Here is a 14,991-nt window from a genome sequence, read left to right as displayed (position 1 = left end):
ACCGTCATGGACGGGAGGAGTTACACCTACACGCTGTTCACACGCAGCGATTTCAGCGCCTTTTGGGCGCTCTTTACCGACAACCTTGTCAACCTGCTGATCCTGTCGGGGATCTGTCAATTCGTGTTCCAGATGCCCGCCGAGATCGTCTTTGGCCGGATCGTTCCGGGGGCGGCCATCGCCATTCTGGCCGGTGTCGCGGTCTATACCTATCTGGCGAAATGGGCCGCCCAGAAACAGGGCCGCGACGTGACCGCGCTGCCTTACGGCATCTCGACACCGGTGATGTTTGTCTATCTTTTCGGGGTGATCGGGCCGATCTACTGGGCGACGCAAGACCCGCTTCTGGCGTGGCAGGTGGGGATCGGCGCGGGCTTTATCGGCGGGATCGTTGCCGCCCTCGGGGCGATTGTCGGCCCGTTCCTCAAGCGGATCACACCGCGCGCCGGGATGCTGGGCACGCTCTGCGGGATCGCGCTGGTGTTCATCGGCTCGGTGCCGCTGGCGGAGATTTTCGAGAACCCGGTGATCGGCTTTGCCGCGCTTCTCTTTATCCTCTGGGGGCTGATCGGGCGGTTTCGGCTGCCGGGCAACGTGCCTGCGGGGCTGGTGGCCATCGGCGTGGGCACGGTGATCGGGGTGTTCCTTGGCCAATCGCGCATCGACCTGAGCGGCGTGGGGTTTTACCCGCCGGTGCCTTATTTCGGCGATCTGGTGGTCGGTGTGCAGTATCTTTTCGCCAATCCCGAGCTTTTCCTCGTGCTGATCCCGGTGCAGATCTACAATTTCATCGAGACGATGAACAATGTCGAATCCGCGGAAGCCGCCGGTGACAGCTATCCGGTGGGCCTGTGCCAAGTCACCGACGGGGCGGGCACGATGCTGGGCGCGGTGTTCGGCTCGCCCTTTCCGACCACGGTCTATATCGGCCATCCCGCCTACAAGCGGCTGGATGCCCATGCCGGGTATATCATCGGCGTGGCCGTGGTGATCGGGGCGGCGGCCTTCTTTGGCTTTCTGTCCTTTCTGGCCGGGCTGATCCCGCTTGCCGCTGCTGCGCCGGTGCTGGTCTTTGTCTCGGTCAGCCTCATCACCAACACCGCCTGGGCGGTCAAACCGATGCACATGGCCGCCGTATCCTTCGCGATCCTGCCGCATATCTCGGGGTTTTTGATGGTGAAATGGGGCTCGCTCATGAACGCCTTGCGCGCCTCGGGCGTCGAGGGACTGCCCGCGCTTGGCGACGATGCGTTGACGGCGGCGCTGCTGCGCGAGGGGGCACATTTCGAGGGGCATCTGGCGCTGAGCCAGGGGGCGATCATCACCGGGTTGATCTGGGGCGCGATCGTGGCCGATGTGATCGACGGGCGGTTTCGCATGGCCGGGGGCTTTGCCATCGCGGCGGCGGTGCTGTCGTCGGTGGGGGTGATCCATTCCTTCACCTTGCAGATGCCGCAGTTTGACGGGATCACCATCGGCTATCTCATCATCGGCGCGTTCCTGACGATCTATCCGGCGTTTGCCCCGAAAGAGGACCTGCTGCATCGCATCATCGTCCCGGACGAGCCCGACATGATCGACGACGACACCCCCGCCAGACAGGCGTGAACCGGAGCGGGCGGCCGACGCGCCGCCCCTTCCCCCAATGACGGATTTGAGACCTATAATGACACAAACCCTGCTTCGCGGTCGCCTTCTGACCTTTCATCGCGCGCCTGAAAGCGGCGAGGATACCGGCGCCTATACCTATATCGAGGATGGCGGCCTTTTGATCCGCGGCGGCCTGATCCGCGAGATCGGGCCATTCGCCGATCTTCGCGCAAAGGCGGGCGATGTGCCGGTGACCGATCACCGCCCGCATCTGATCATGGCCGGGTTCATCGACACGCATATCCATTTCCCGCAGGTGCAGGTGATCGCGTCATGGGGCGCGCAGCTTCTGGATTGGCTGAACACTTACACATTCCCCGAGGAAACCCGCTTTGCCTCGGAGGCGCACAGCGCGGCGATGGCGCGGGCCTTCTTCGACCAGATCATCGTCCATGGCACGACCACTGCCGTCGCCTTCTGCTCGGTGCACAAGACATCGGTCGAGGCCTATTTCGCCGAGGCCACGCGGCGCAACATGCGGATGCTGGGCGGCAAGGTGCTGATGGACCGCAACGCGCCCGAGGGGCTGCGCGACACGCCCCAGAGCGGCTATGACGACAGCACCGCGCTGATCGCCGACTGGCACGGCAAGGGGCGCAACGGCTATGTCATCTCGCCGCGCTTTGCTATCACCTCGACGCCCGAACAGATGGAAATGGCGCAGGTGCTGGCGCGCGAGAACCCAAGTTGTCACATCCAGACGCATCTATCCGAGAACAAGGATGAAATCGCCTATACCGCGCAGCTTTATCCAATGGCGCGCGACTATCTTGATGTCTATGAAACCTACGGGTTGCTTGGGCCAAAGGCGCTGCTTGGCCATGCCATCCACCTGTCAGAGCGCGAGATCGCAGCGCTGGCCGAAACCGGCGCGCATCCGGTTTTCTGCCCCACCTCGAACCTCTTTCTGGGCAGTGGCCTCTTTGACGAGGCCGGGTTGCGCGCGCGTGGGATATTGTCTGGCATCGCCACCGATGTCGGCGGCGGCACCAGCTATTCCATGCTCCAGACGCTCAACGAGGGCTACAAGGTGCTGCAATTGCGCGGCCAGTCGCTGCATCCGTTGCAGGCCTTCGACTGGATCACGCGGGGCAATGCCGCTGTGCTTGGGCTTGAGGACCGGATCGGCACGCTGGAGGCGGGAACCGAGGCGGATATTGTCGTGCTGAACGCGCAGGCCACCCCGGCCATGGCCCTGCGCATGGTGCGTGCGACCACGCTGGCCGAGGAGCTCTTCGTGTTGCAGATCATGGGCGATGACCGCGCGATTGACGAAGTCTACATTGGCGGACTGCCCGTCAAATCCTCGATCCTCTGAGGCCGAAACGCAAACGCCGCCCCGATGGGGCGGCGCAGCATCGGCAACCGGAGGGGTGATCAGAACCCGAGACCGGCGTATTTGTTCTTGAACTTCGACACGCGGCCACCGGCATCGGTGAGGCGGGTGCCGCCACCGGTCCAGGCGGGGTGCACCGAGGGGTCGATATCGAGCGAGAGCGTGTCGCCCTCCTTGCCCCAGGTCGAGCGCATCTGCACGATGGTGCCGTCGGTCATCTTGACGTCGATGACGTGGTAATCGGGGTGGATGTCCTTTTTCATCGTGCCGGTCCTTATGCGGATTTGCCCGAGAGGGGCTTGTAATTGGCGTCCTCGGAGATCCGGGCGGATTTGCCGCGACGCGCGCGCAGGTAGTAGAGCTTGGCCCGGCGGACGCGGCCCCGGCGCACAACCTCGATACTGTCGATATTGGTCGAATAGAGCGGGAACATCCGTTCCACGCCTTCGCCAAACGAAATCTTGCGGACGGTGAACGATCCGGCGATCCCCTTGCCGTTCTTGCGGCTGATGCAGACGCCTTCGAAATTCTGCACGCGGCTGCGGGTGCCCTCGGTCACCTTGTAGCCGACGCGGATCGTGTCGCCGGCCTTGAAATCGGGAATGGTCTTCCCGAGCGAGGCGATCTGTTCCGCCTCCAACTGAGCGATAATGTCCATCGCTTCTCTCCTGATTTGCCTGCGGTTATGCCCGCAAAGATGTCTCGCGTCCTCAGAGCTCTTGGTCTTCTTCCGGGTCCGCAGATGCGCCCGCCAGAGATCAGGTCGTCCTTGTCTGTCACACTGTTTTCCGTGGCTGCCGCGTAGGGCCGAAGAAAGCTGCGGGAGATGCCAGAAGAAAACGGCCCGGAGCCGCCAAAGCGATTCCAGACCACCGGGGTATAGGCGGGAACGGTCGGGCGATCAAGCCTTGGCGTCAGAATTCCACGCCGGCCTGTGCCTTGATGTTCTGCTCGCGGAACGGGTGCTTGATCTCTTTCATCTCGCTGACCAGATCGGCGATGTCGATCACCGCGGGCTTGGCGTCGCGCCCGGTCAGGACGACATGGGTCATCGGTGGCTTTTCCTCGGCCAGAAACGTCACCACATCGTTGATGTCGAGATAGTCATAACGCAGTGCGATGTTGATCTCGTCCAGAAGCACCATGCGGTTTTTCTCGTCCCGGATCAGTTCCTTGGCCTTGTCCCAGGCCGCTTGCGCCATGACGGTGTCGCGTTCGCGGTCCTGCGTCTCCCAGGTGAAACCCTCGCCCATCACGTGAAACGCGCAGATATCGGCGAACCGCTCCTTGAGCAGGTCACGCTCGCCGCTCGGCATCGACCCCTTGATGAACTGCACCACCGCGCAGGGAAAGCCGTGACCGATGCAGCGAAGGATCATCCCGAAGCCGGAACTGCTCTTGCCCTTGCCGTTGCCGGTATGGACGATGATGAGGCCCTTCTCGCCGGTCTTGTGCTCCATGAGCTTGTCACGGGCAGCCTTGATCCGCTTCATCTTTTCGGTATGGGCCTTGGGGTCTTTGGTCATCTCGGGCTCCTGCCTTGGCGCGTTGCGGATCACCTAGCCCGTTTGCACCGCGCGCCGCAAGATCAGCCGCCCTTGCCGCGCTCAAGATGCGCCTGCCAGAGGTCGGGGCGGCGGTCCCGCGTGATGCGCTCGGACATCTCGCGCCGCCACGCCGCCACCTTGCCGTGATCGCCCGAGGTCAGCACCTCGGGGATGGTCAGCCCGCGCCATTCGGGCGGGCGGGTGTAGTGCGGATGCTCCAGCAGGCCGTCGGCAAAGCTCTCTTCCTCGGTAGAGGTCTCGTTGCCGAGCACACCGGGCAAAAGCCGCACGCACGCGTCGATTATCGCCTGTGCCGCAATCTCGCCGCCGGTCATGACGAAATCGCCAAGGCTGATTTCCTCGATGCCGTAATGCGCGATCACCCGTTCATCCAGCCCCTCGAACCGGCCACAGATCAGCGTGACACCGGGACCGGCGGCCAGAGATTGTGCGCGCGCCTGCGAAAACGGCGCGCCGCGCGGGCTGAGATAGACCAGCGGCCAGTCGGGCGGGGTGGCGGCCATCGCCTCGTCAATCGCGCGGCCCATCACATCGGCGCGCAGCACCATGCCCGCGCCGCCGCCTGCGGGTGTGTCATCGACATTGCGGTGTCGCCCCTCGCCAAAGGCGCGCAGGTCGATTGTCCGGAGCGACCATAGCCCGTCGCGCAGGGCGCGCCCCGTCAGGCTCTCGCCAAGCACGCCGGGAAAGGCCTGTGGCAGAAGGGTGATGATGCGCGCGCCCCAGACACCGGGGCGCGGTGCCGCCTCTGCCATCAGGTCGCGCGGTGCAAGCGAGGGGCGGATGCTCTTGCTGCCATGGGAACGGGGCGTGTCGGCCATGGTCTAGAAGAGCCCATCGGGCGGGTCGGCCACGATCCGGCCAGAGGCGAGATCAACCGTCGGCACCGCCTCGCGGGTGAAGGGCAACAGCACGGTCGAGGTGACGCCCGGCCCCTCGATTTCCAGCAGGTCCGCCGCGCCGTGATTGAGCACCGCCTTGACGCGGCCAAGGGCTGCGCCGCCGGTATCGAACACCTCGAGCCCGATCAGATCGGCATGGTAGAACTCGTCATCGGGCAGGGCGGGCAGGCGCGCGCGCGGCACATGCAGGCGGATGCCGCGCAGGGCGTCGGCCTGTTCCTTGGTGGCGATGCCCGACAGCCGCGCGGTAAGCGCGCCCGAGGTCTGCCCCGTCAGCGTGATCTCGAAGCTGCGTTTGCCATCCTCAGAGCTGAGCGGGCCATAGGCGGCGATGTCCTCTGGCGTCGCGGTGAACGTCTTGAGCCGGACCTCTCCCTTGACGCCGAAGGCCCCGGCAATCGCGCCCAGACAAACCGTATCGCTCATCACTATGTCCTTTCGCAGGGGGTCATCGGCTTTCCATCGGCACATGATGACGACGCTGCTCCCACCCGGCAAGCTCCAGTTCCGGCGCGGCGCTTTCCTCTTCGGGCCAGCCGATGCAGAGATAGGCCACAAGTGCCCAGGTGTCCGGAACCTCGAGGTCCTGACACAGGCGCGCGGGATCGAGGATCGACACCCAGCCAAGGCCGAGGCCGCGCGCCCGGGCATAAAGCCAGAATTGGGTGATGGCGGCCACCACGGAATATCGCCGCATCTCGGGCATGGTGGCGGCCCCGAGGCCCGCGCCCTTGTCGGTCGCCTCGTCGCAGAAAACCGCAAGCTGGACCGGGGCCTCGCGCATCCCCGTCAGCTTCAGCCCGCTGTAAACGCGGGCTTTTTCGCCGTCATATCCGTCAAGCGCGTGCGCATTTGCCGTCTCGAAATTGGCCAGGGCGGCGGCGCGGGCGGCGGGGCTTGAGACCTGCACGATGCGCCACGGCTCGCTGAGCCCGACCGAGGGCGCAAGAGCAAAGGTCGCGAGGCACTCTTGCAAGAGCGCCTCGTCCACAGGATCAGGGCGAAAGCGGCGCACGTCGCGCCGCCAGCGCATGAGATCGCGCAGGCCGGTCTGGAAGTCCTCGGAAAACTGCGACATTCCAGCGCCTTACCTTGTGCTCACTCGGCGGCGGCCTCTTCGGCGGCGGCGGCGGCAGCGGCGGCCTTCTCGGCCTTGGCGGCGGCGCGTTCCTGGGCTTTCTTGCCCGGCTCGGCCTTTTTCAGGTTGGCGCGCTGCTTCGTCTCGATGACGCCTGCGGCTTCGAGCATCCGGCTGATGCGGTCGGTCGGCTGTGCGCCCTGCGCCAGCCAGTGCTGGATGCGCTCGATATCCATCTTCACGCGATCCTCGCTATCCTTGGGCAGCAGCGGGTTGTAGGTGCCCAGCTTCTCGATGAAGCGGCCATCGCGCGGCATACGGCTGTCGGCCGCGACGATGCGGTAGAAGGGGCGCTTTTTCGAGCCACCACGGGCAAGGCGGATTTTCATGGCCATTTGATAGTCTCCTTTAATGGCGGGGGTTTGGTGGGGTTGAACCCCACCCTACGATTGGTGCTTTCGGTGATGACGGATCACCTCGGCGATGATGAAGTTGAGGAATTCGCGGGCGAATTCCGGGTCGAGATCGGCGGATTTCGCCAGTTCTTCGAGCCGTTCGATCTGTTGCGCCTCGCGCGCGGGATCGGACGGGGGAAGGTCGTGTTCGGCCTTGAGCTTGCCCACGGCCTGGGTGTGCTTGAACCGTTCGGCCAGGGTAAAGACGAGGATCGCGTCGAGCCGGTCGATGCTCTTGCGGTGCTCGGCCAGAAGCCGGGCGGCGCGGATGATGGCGTCATCGGTCATGCGTAAGCCTCCACCGAGCCGTCGTCGTCAGGGCCGGGATGGCGATAGAGGAAATCGCGGCCCATGTGGATATTGTCGTATTCCCGCTCGAACCACGCACCGAGCCGTTCGGCGAGCGCGATGGAGCGGGTGTTGCCGGGCACGATGTTGGAGGTGAGGGTGGTCAGGCCCAGATCCTCATAGGCCCATTGCCGGGCGCGCAGCGCTGCCTCATGGGCGATGCCCTGCCCCTCGAACCCCTCGAACACGACCCAGCCCAGTTCCGGCTCGGGCCAGCCTTCGGGGTTCCAGATACCGGTGATGCCCGCAGGCTGCCCGCTGGCCTTGTCCTCAATCGTGAAATAGCCGTAGCCGTGGATATGCCAGTGGCCGACGTTGAGCGCGAACCAGCGCCACGCATCGCCCCGGTTCGGGGACGCACCAAAGCCCTCGGCGCGCTCGCGGTCGAGGAGGAAGGCGATCATCGGCTCGATGTCGCGCACCTCAGGCCCGCGCAAGACAAGGCGGGGCGTTTCCAATACGGGCGCTTGGACGAGGGTCATGCGGCCCCCCGCAAATCATGGCGGATCACCACATCGCCGGGATCGATGCCGGGCAAGCTTGGGTCAATCACGCCGTTCAGACGCAGCCCCAATGCCACCGACCGTGCATTGGCCGGGTCTATGATACTGGTGACATGCGGCCAGTCGGTGGTGGCGCGCAACCAATCGAGCACGGCGGCTGCGGCCTCAAAAGCAATGCCTTGGCCTTCGGCCTCAGGCACGACGAACCAGCCGAGTTCCGGAGCGGGATACTCCGCGGATTGATAGATGCCCACATCGCCCAGATAGGTGCCGGTGGCGCGGTCATCTATGCCAAAAGGCCCATAGCCACGCAGTCCCCAAAGCGCCACGTCTGACGCCCAAATACGATAAGCCTGCGCGCGGTCGAACGGTCCGCCTTCGTGCGCAGCACGGGGGCTGGTGTAATAGTCGGCCCAAGCCTCGAAATCCGACAGGCGCGGGGCCCGCAGGATCAGACGCTCGGTGGTGAGGGTGGGCGCGCTGGACATTATTTCTTCTTGCCAAGGCCCGAGAGGCCGGGGGGGAGCGACAGGCCACCACCGCCCAAGCCGCCCAGACCGCCCGGCAGCTTGCCGCCCATGGCGCGGGCGGCCTCTTCCATCGCGCGTGGGTCGTTCATGTCGGGCATCCCGCCCTTGCCGAACATGCCCTTCATCGCCTGCTTGAGCATCCCGCCCTTGTTGCGGCCGAGTTTCTTCATCATGTCGGCCATCTGGCGGTGCATTTTCAGAAGCTTGTTCAACTCGGACACATCCTGACCCGCGCCTGCCGCGATCCGCTTCTTGCGGCTGGCCTGCAGGAGGGCGGGGTTGGCGCGTTCCTTTTTCGTCATCGACTGGATGAGAGCGATCTGGCGTGTGATCACCTTGTCGTCAAAGCCTGCCTCCTGCACCTGTTTGGCCATCTTGCCCATGCCGGGCATCATGCCCATGAGCCCTTCCATGCCGCCCATCTTCTGCATCTGCTCGAGCTGCCCCTTCAGGTCGTTCATGTTGAACTGACCCTTCTGCATCCGGCGCATCATCTTCTCGGCCTGCTCGGCCTCGATGGTCTCCTGCGCCTTTTCCACCAGCGCGACGATGTCGCCCATGCCGAGGATGCGACCGGCGATGCGCTCTGGCTCGAAGGTCTCAAGCGCGTCGAGCTTTTCGCCCAAGCCCACGAAGCGGATGGGCTTGCCGGTGATGGCGCGCATCGAGAGGGCCGCACCGCCGCGCCCGTCGCCGTCCATCCGGGTGAGGACGACGCCGGTCACGCCGATCTTGTCGTCAAATTCGGTGGCGACGTTCACCGCATCCTGACCGGTGAGGCCATCGACCACGAGCAGCGTCTCGCGCGGGTTGGCCACGTCGCGCACGGCGGCGGCCTGTGCGATCAGCTCGGCGTCGATATGCAGCCGGCCGGCGGTGTCGAGCATGTAGACGTCGTAGCCGCCAAGCGCGGCCTGCGTCTTGGCGCGTCTGGCGATGGCGACGGGGTCCTCGCCCTTGACGATGGGCAGGGTATCGACGCCGATCTGGCGGCCCAGAATGGCAAGCTGTTCCATCGCGGCGGGGCGGTTGGTGTCGAGCGAGGCCATCAGAACGCGCTTGCCCTCGCGGTCCTTGAGCCGCTTGGCGAGCTTGGCGGTGGTGGTGGTCTTGCCCGAACCTTGCAGGCCGACCATGAGAATGGGCGCGGGCGGGTTGTCGATCTTGAGCGCGCCGGGGTCGCCCTCGCCGCGCAGGGTGGCGATGAGCGCGTCATGGACGATCTTGACGACCTGCTGGCCGGGGGTGACGGATTTGGTGACGGCCTGACCGGTGGCCTCGGTCTCCACCCGCTTGATGAAGTCGCGTGCGACGGGAAGCGAGACATCGGCCTCGAGCAGGGCCACGCGGACCTCGCGCAGGGCGGTTTTGACATCCTCTTCGGAGAGCGAGCCCTGCCGCGTGAGACGGTCGAGAACGCCGGAGAGGCGGTCGGACAGGTTTTCGAACATTGCCGGGCCTCCTTTGCCGGTTACCGCCATGCCGCGCCGGGGTGACGCCTCAAAACATAAACGCCCCCACGGGCGCAACGCGCTGGTGGGGGGCGATCCCGGCACCGGGCCGGGACCGGAAGCGTCTGGCCTCCGGGAACTTGGGCTGGCGTTTACGCGTGCAGGCGGGACGAGTCAAGCACCGGAGGTGGGGGCAGTAGTGCGATGCCGGTCCAGCCAGAGGTTGATGGCGCGCACCACCGCGCCCGAAGCGGGGCTGCTGTCATAGATCTCGGTGATCGGGCGCAGCACCTCGCCGCCCGCCCCGTCGGAGAGCACGAGCGAGGGGCGATACATCCGGCGGCGCACGCGGGAGGGGTCGCTACCGGTGTCGCCGCCCGAGAGCGTGGTCTCGCCTGAGGCGCGCAGCACGTCCGCCAAAGGCAGCACCTCCTCGCGGTGGCGCAGGATGGTGCGGGAGCGTAGCGTCGCGGTGCCCGCGCGTGCGTCGAGAATGATTTGCAGGCGCTCGACGAAGACACAGATCGCGGCAAAGCACATGCCGCCCCCGATGCCTGCCATGACGAAGGCACCGATCAGCGTCCGGGAACTGACCAGAAGTCCGACGCCGACAAAGAGCAGCAGGCCGAGCGAGAGCATCACCGCGAATAACCACGGCATGTCTTCGGCGATCAGTAGACCGGGGGTATCGTGCGTGATCTTCATCCGCCATGTCTCGCTCTTGGCCTCGCGGTCGTCTGACATTCCGAGGCTGGGGGCATCGTGCCCGATTGCAACTCTTTCGTCACCACCTCATAGTTGGGCGGGTGAAATTGCGGGCAGGGCGGGCATGGCCATGGACAACTGGGACGAGGTGCGCACCGCCTTTCACGTGGCGCGGGTGGGCACGGTCAGCGGCGCGGCGGAGGTGCTGGGCGTGCATCACGCCACGGTCATCCGCCATATCGACGCGCTTGAAGAGCGGCTTGGCGTGCGGCTTTTTCAGCGCCATGCGCGCGGCTACACGCCCACCGAGGCGGGCGACGACCTGTTGCGCGTGGCACAGGCGACGGACGACCAGTTTCATCAACTGGCGGGCCGGCTGCGCGGCCAGGGCAACGAGGTGGGCGGCGAACTGGTCGTGACCTCGATCAGCGGGCTGAGCCATCTGCTTGCCCCGGCGCTCGCGGATTTCCAGGCCGGGTATCCCGAATTGATCGTGCGCTACCTGACCGGGGACCGCCTGTTCCGGCTGGAATATGGCGAAGCGCATGTGGCGGTGCGCGCAGGCACCGCCCCCGATCAGCCCGACAACGTGGTGCAACCGTTCTTTCGTCAGGAATTCGCGCTCTATGCCGCCGGGAACTATGTCGCGCGCCATGGTGTGCCCGAGGGCGAGGGCGATCTGGCGCGCCATCGCTTTGTCGGCGCGGACGATCCCAAGACGCGCGCGCCCTTCCACCGCTGGCTCAACGAGACGGTGCCGCCCGAGGCGATCGTGTTCCGCGCAGGCGACGTGCATTCGCAGCGCAACGCCATTCTTGCCGGGGCCGGGATCGGATTCGTCGCGGTGACGCAGGCGCGCGATCATCCCGATCTGCTACAGGTCATGGCACCGCGTGCCGACTGGGCCGCGCCGCTCTGGCTGGTGACACACATGGATCTGCACCGCACGACCAAGGTGCAGGCCTTCCTGCGCTTTCTCAAGGAGCGCGCGCAGGACTGGCAGAGCTGATCAGAGAAAGCCGGCCGCACCGAGATCGGCGCGCAGCCGGTGCAGTTCTGGCGGCAGGGCGCTTTCGCGGGTGTCGGGCGCGGTGGTGGCAAGCGCGGCACTGGTCCAGGGCGTGATCCCGGCGAACCCCCCGATCTGTCGCTTGATGGCATCAAAAACCGGCTGACGTGTGCGCCGCTGAATGAGACCGATACGCGCCTCCGGATGGGCCACGAAAGGCGCGAGATGAAAGGCCGAGCCGTCCGGGCCGAGCAGCACGCGCGCGGCGCGGTAAGCGGCGATCTGCTCGGGGATGGAATGCCGCTCGGGATAGAAGATCGTGAACCCCGCGCGCGAGAGCCATTTTTCGATCTGCCGTTCATACGGCACCTGCTGGGCCGGGTTCTTGAGGCGGCGGCGCGAGATATAGAGCCGTTCGGGACCATCCGGCGCGATGGCCGACAGATGGCGGCGCATATAGGCGCGCGCCTCGGGCGTGCCATGGGTCCAGTCCAGGTGGCCAAAGCCCTGCGACGGGACGATCAGGGTCTCGACCTCGGTGGGTTCCATCACAAGATGCACCGGCAGGCCCTGTCCGAGCAGGTCCAGAAGCGGTCCCAGACGGCGGCGCAGCACGGCGGCGATGTCGCGCCCCGCCATGGGCAAGAGCAGGATGCCGTCCGGCCGTGCCCCGAGATGGTCGAGCGCCCAGAGCCGCGGCGTGGCCTCGAGCAGGAAATGCCCGAAATGATGCCGTCCGACCCCGGCAAAGAGCCAGCGACCGGCAAGCCGCGCGGGCGTGGCCTCCGGTGGGGCGGGATCGGGGGTAAAGCGGCTTCCCGAAAGAAGCGTGCGCGCCATGGGAAGGGGTGCCCCTCCCTCGTCCAGCACGCCGCAGGCGTGGCTGCCCGGGTGCATCGGCATCACCACTGCGCGCGCCACCGTCTCGATCTGCGCCGGGGCGAGATGACGTGCGTCAGGCGTCATCCGGCAGTTCCCGCGCCAGAAACCGCTCGAACGCGTCGAGATTGACCGCCTCGAACTGACCGAACCCCTGCATCCAGATCGAGGCATCGCGCAGCGCGTCGGGCTCCAGCTTGCACCAGACCACGCGCCCGCGCCGCTCCTGTGTGATGAGGCCCGCACGGCCGAGGATCCCAAGATGCTTGGAAATCGCGGCAAGGCTCATCGCGAACGGCTCGGCCACGTCCGTCACCGCCATGTCGTCCTCGAGCAGCATGGCAAGGATCGCCCGTCGCGTCGGATCGGCGAGGGCGGCAAAGACGGTATCGAGAGCCTGCGCCTTGGACATGCGGGTATAAGCCCGAGGCGCACGGGCGGCGTCAACGCCTTAATGCAAGCGGGTTTGATTCAGGGCAAGGCGCTGGCAGGGTAGGGCGGCTAGGGTCCGCAGACGATCCAAGGAAACAGGAAAGGAAAGAACATGTTCTCGAACATCATGGTTCCCGTCGATCTCGTCCACAAGGACAGGCTGGCCAAGGCGCTCGCGGTGGCGGGCGACATGGCAAAGCGCCACGGCGCAAAGATCACTGTGGTCAGCGTCGGCGGCGAATTGCCGGGCGCGCTTGGCCATACGCCGGGCGAGTTTGCCACCACGGTCAAGGCTTTTGCCGAGGAGTTGCGCGCCACGCACGGGGCCGAGGTCGAGGCGCGGCCCATCATCAGCCACGATCCGGCGGTCGAGACCACGGCGGCGCTGATGCAGGCCATCGACGAGACCGGTGCCGATCTGGTGATCATGGCAAGCCATGTGCCGGGGTTCCTCGAGCACATCTTCAGCTCGCATGGCGGCTATATCGCGCAGCACGCGCCGGTCTCGGTCTTCGTGGTGCGCTGAAACTCAACCGCATGGTTGAATATCCCGCAACCGCCCCCAAGGCCCGCCGGGGTGGTTGCGGCAGAATGACCGCCCCGCTTCATCGTTCCAAAAATACTCGATAAAACAAATATTTAATAGGGAGTGACGCCGCCATTTCGCGCGCTTGACTCGCGCAGCCTGCCGCCATAGCAAGACGTCAACTTCCCAAGGGGGTTGCGCGTGACCGATCCGGATCGTGACGAGCGTCTGAAAGACATCGAAACGCGGATTGCCAAGCTGCGCGGCAAGGATGCGCCGCGTCCCCACCGGGAGGAGCATTATTCGCAGGCGCAGCACGCGTGGCGGATGGTGATCGAGCTTGTGGCCGGTCTCATGATCGGCTTCGGCATGGGATACGGGCTTGACCTGCTGTTTGGCACGCTGCCGGTTTTCCTTGTCGTGTTCACTTTGCTGGGTCTCGCGGCGGGCATCAAGACGATGATGCGCTCTGCCGCCGAGATGCAGGAGACGAAAACGCCCGATACGGGCGGGGATGAGAGGGCGAAGGATGGCGACTGAAGCGCATGGGGCCGCAGAGCCCGGTCTGGTGTTCCACCCGATGGATCAGTTCATGGTCAAGCCGCTCTTCGGCGAGGGTGCGGTCGGCATCTTCACGCTGACCAACGTGACGCTGTGGATGGCGCTGACCGTGGCGGCGATCTTTGCGCTGCTGGTCCTGGGCACGGCGGGCCGCGCCACGATCCCGAGCCGGACGCAATCCATCGCCGAGCTGGCCTATGATTTCGTGCGCAAGATGGTCGAGGATGTGGCGGGCAAGGACGGGCTGGTGTTCTTTCCCTACATCATGACGCTGTTTCTCTTCATCCTCTTCGCGAACATGCTGGGCCTTCTGCCGATGGCCTTCACCACCACCTCGCACATCGCGGTAACGGCGGTGCTGGCGATGCTGGTGTTCCTCACCGTGACCATTGTCGGTTTCGTGCGTCACGGTGCGGGGTTCCTGAGCCTCTTCTGGGTCAGTTCGGCGCCTCTGCCGCTGCGCCCCGTGCTGGCGCTGATCGAGGTGATTTCCTATTTCGTGCGCCCCGTGAGCCATTCCATCCGTCTTGCCGGCAACATGATGGCCGGGCACGCGGTGGTGAAGGTGTTTGCGGCTTTTGCCCCGATGATCATCCTCTCCACCGGCATCGGCCTCCTGGTCACGCCGCTGTCGATCCTGGCGATTGCCACGATCTATGCGCTGGAACTGCTGGTGGCCTTTATTCAGGCCTACGTGTTCACGATCCTGACCTGCGTTTACCTCAAGGATGCGCTGCATCCTCATCACTGAGTTACGGTGGGCATCGCCCACTCCACGAGCCACGAACCACTGCCAATTCCAACGTAAGGAGACATGACTATGGAAGGCGATATCGTTCAAATGGGTGCATATATCGGCGCTGGCCTGGCCTGCATGGGCATGGGCGGGGCAGCGATCGGTGTGGGCAATGTTGCCGGCAACTTCCTTGCTGGCGCGCTGCGCAACCCCTCGGCCGCTGGCGGCCAGACCGCGACGCTCTTCATCGGCATCGCATTCGCCGAAGCGCTGGGGATTTTCTCGTTCCTCGTCGCGCTCCTGCTGATGTTCGCCGTCTGAT

The 14,991-nt window shown here is 65.2% G+C and carries 21 protein-coding genes; 7 read left to right on the top strand and 14 right to left on the bottom strand.

What is annotated here, in order from left to right; all coding sequences use genetic code 11:
- Positions 1-6 precede the first annotated feature (6 nt).
- Both ABIE57_RS03590 and guaD read left to right on the top strand, forming a co-directional pair.
- A complete protein-coding gene (locus ABIE57_RS03590) occupies positions 7-1,608 on the top strand; it encodes a xanthine/uracil/vitamin C permease (protein WP_354537627.1) in 1,602 nt (533 codons plus the stop codon).
- 58 nt (positions 1,609-1,666) lie between these two features.
- Entirely contained in the window at positions 1,667-2,968 is a 1,302-nt protein-coding gene (guaD, locus tag ABIE57_RS03585) for a guanine deaminase (RefSeq protein ID WP_354537626.1), read from the top strand.
- A gap of 59 nt (positions 2,969-3,027) precedes the next feature.
- Here guaD and rpmE read toward each other — a convergent pair whose 3' ends face one another.
- The 12 genes from rpmE to ABIE57_RS03525 all read right to left on the bottom strand — a co-directional run bounded on the left by rpmE (position 3,028) and on the right by ABIE57_RS03525 (position 10,565).
- Positions 3,028-3,249, bottom strand: a complete 222-nt coding sequence (gene rpmE / locus ABIE57_RS03580; protein WP_210878371.1) for a 50S ribosomal protein L31 — start codon at positions 3,247-3,249, stop codon at positions 3,028-3,030.
- 11 nt (positions 3,250-3,260) lie between these two features.
- Positions 3,261-3,644, bottom strand: coding sequence for a 50S ribosomal protein L19 (rplS, locus tag ABIE57_RS03575; RefSeq protein ID WP_354537625.1), 384 nt, complete (start codon positions 3,642-3,644; stop codon positions 3,261-3,263).
- A gap of 256 nt (positions 3,645-3,900) precedes the next feature.
- Positions 3,901-4,512, bottom strand: a complete 612-nt coding sequence (gene cobO / locus ABIE57_RS03570; protein WP_354537624.1) for a cob(I)yrinic acid a,c-diamide adenosyltransferase — start codon at positions 4,510-4,512, stop codon at positions 3,901-3,903.
- 62 nt (positions 4,513-4,574) lie between these two features.
- Entirely contained in the window at positions 4,575-5,375 is an 801-nt protein-coding gene (trmD, locus tag ABIE57_RS03565; RefSeq protein ID WP_354537623.1) for a tRNA (guanosine(37)-N1)-methyltransferase TrmD, read from the bottom strand.
- A gap of 3 nt (positions 5,376-5,378) precedes the next feature.
- Positions 5,379-5,882, bottom strand: a complete 504-nt coding sequence (gene rimM, locus ABIE57_RS03560; RefSeq protein ID WP_354537622.1) for a ribosome maturation factor RimM — start codon at positions 5,880-5,882, stop codon at positions 5,379-5,381.
- A gap of 22 nt (positions 5,883-5,904) precedes the next feature.
- Positions 5,905-6,534 carry a 5,6-dimethylbenzimidazole synthase gene (gene bluB / locus ABIE57_RS03555; protein ID WP_354537621.1) on the bottom strand — a complete coding sequence of 210 codons (630 nt, stop codon included), beginning with the start codon at positions 6,532-6,534 and terminating at the stop codon, positions 5,905-5,907.
- Positions 6,535-6,554: 20 nt separating this feature from the next.
- Positions 6,555-6,929, bottom strand: a complete 375-nt coding sequence (rpsP, locus tag ABIE57_RS03550; RefSeq protein ID WP_354537620.1) for a 30S ribosomal protein S16 — start codon at positions 6,927-6,929, stop codon at positions 6,555-6,557.
- A 48-nt stretch (positions 6,930-6,977) separates the two neighbouring features.
- Entirely contained in the window at positions 6,978-7,277 is a 300-nt protein-coding gene (locus tag ABIE57_RS03545) for a chorismate mutase (RefSeq protein ID WP_354537619.1), read from the bottom strand.
- Positions 7,274-7,819 (bottom strand): GNAT family N-acetyltransferase, encoded by a 546-nt coding sequence (locus ABIE57_RS03540; protein WP_354537618.1) that lies wholly within the window; start codon positions 7,817-7,819, stop codon positions 7,274-7,276. Before ABIE57_RS03540 ends, ABIE57_RS03545 begins: the two co-directional genes overlap by 4 nt.
- On the bottom strand, positions 7,816-8,328 hold the full coding sequence (locus tag ABIE57_RS03535; protein WP_354537617.1) for a GNAT family N-acetyltransferase: 513 nt from the start codon (positions 8,326-8,328) through the stop codon (positions 7,816-7,818). The genes ABIE57_RS03540 and ABIE57_RS03535 overlap by 4 nt, the downstream gene beginning before the upstream one ends.
- Positions 8,328-9,821, bottom strand: a complete 1,494-nt coding sequence (ffh, locus tag ABIE57_RS03530; protein ID WP_354537616.1) for a signal recognition particle protein — start codon at positions 9,819-9,821, stop codon at positions 8,328-8,330. Before ffh ends, ABIE57_RS03535 begins: the two co-directional genes overlap by 1 nt.
- A gap of 174 nt (positions 9,822-9,995) precedes the next feature.
- On the bottom strand, positions 9,996-10,565 hold the full coding sequence (locus ABIE57_RS03525) for a hypothetical protein (protein WP_354537615.1): 570 nt from the start codon (positions 10,563-10,565) through the stop codon (positions 9,996-9,998).
- A gap of 91 nt (positions 10,566-10,656) precedes the next feature.
- Between ABIE57_RS03525 and ABIE57_RS03520 the strand changes: the two genes are divergently transcribed.
- Complete coding sequence (locus ABIE57_RS03520) at positions 10,657-11,535, top strand: LysR family transcriptional regulator (RefSeq protein ID WP_354537822.1); 879 nt, start codon at positions 10,657-10,659, stop codon at positions 11,533-11,535.
- On the opposite strand, the gene ABIE57_RS03515 is transcribed toward ABIE57_RS03520, so the two are convergent.
- Complete coding sequence (locus ABIE57_RS03515) at positions 11,536-12,501, bottom strand: glycosyltransferase family 61 protein (protein WP_354537614.1); 966 nt, start codon at positions 12,499-12,501, stop codon at positions 11,536-11,538.
- Positions 12,491-12,826, bottom strand: a complete 336-nt coding sequence (locus ABIE57_RS03510; RefSeq protein ID WP_354537613.1) for an ArsR/SmtB family transcription factor — start codon at positions 12,824-12,826, stop codon at positions 12,491-12,493. The genes ABIE57_RS03515 and ABIE57_RS03510 overlap by 11 nt, the downstream gene beginning before the upstream one ends.
- A gap of 132 nt (positions 12,827-12,958) precedes the next feature.
- Between ABIE57_RS03510 and ABIE57_RS03505 the strand changes: the two genes are divergently transcribed.
- The 4 genes from ABIE57_RS03505 to ABIE57_RS03490 all read left to right on the top strand — a co-directional run bounded on the left by ABIE57_RS03505 (position 12,959) and on the right by ABIE57_RS03490 (position 14,990).
- The gene (locus ABIE57_RS03505) at positions 12,959-13,372 is read left to right on the top strand and encodes a universal stress protein (protein WP_354537612.1); all 414 of its coding nucleotides are present in this window, start codon (positions 12,959-12,961) and stop codon (positions 13,370-13,372) included.
- Between the two features lie 201 nt (positions 13,373-13,573).
- Positions 13,574-13,912, top strand: coding sequence for an AtpZ/AtpI family protein (locus tag ABIE57_RS03500; protein ID WP_354537611.1), 339 nt, complete (start codon positions 13,574-13,576; stop codon positions 13,910-13,912).
- Positions 13,902-14,684 (top strand): F0F1 ATP synthase subunit A, encoded by a 783-nt coding sequence (locus tag ABIE57_RS03495; protein ID WP_354537610.1) that lies wholly within the window; start codon positions 13,902-13,904, stop codon positions 14,682-14,684. The genes ABIE57_RS03500 and ABIE57_RS03495 overlap by 11 nt, the downstream gene beginning before the upstream one ends.
- Positions 14,685-14,753: 69 nt before the next feature.
- Positions 14,754-14,990, top strand: coding sequence for a F0F1 ATP synthase subunit C (locus ABIE57_RS03490; protein ID WP_354537609.1), 237 nt, complete (start codon positions 14,754-14,756; stop codon positions 14,988-14,990).
- The last annotated feature ends 1 nt before the right edge of the window (position 14,991 follow it).

Origin of the sequence: Roseovarius sp. MBR-6 (assembly GCF_040547525.1) — a bacterium.
In the GTDB taxonomy this organism is placed as follows: Bacteria; Pseudomonadota; Alphaproteobacteria; order Rhodobacterales; family Rhodobacteraceae; genus Roseovarius.
This window is presented reverse-complemented; position numbering and strand designations above follow the sequence as displayed.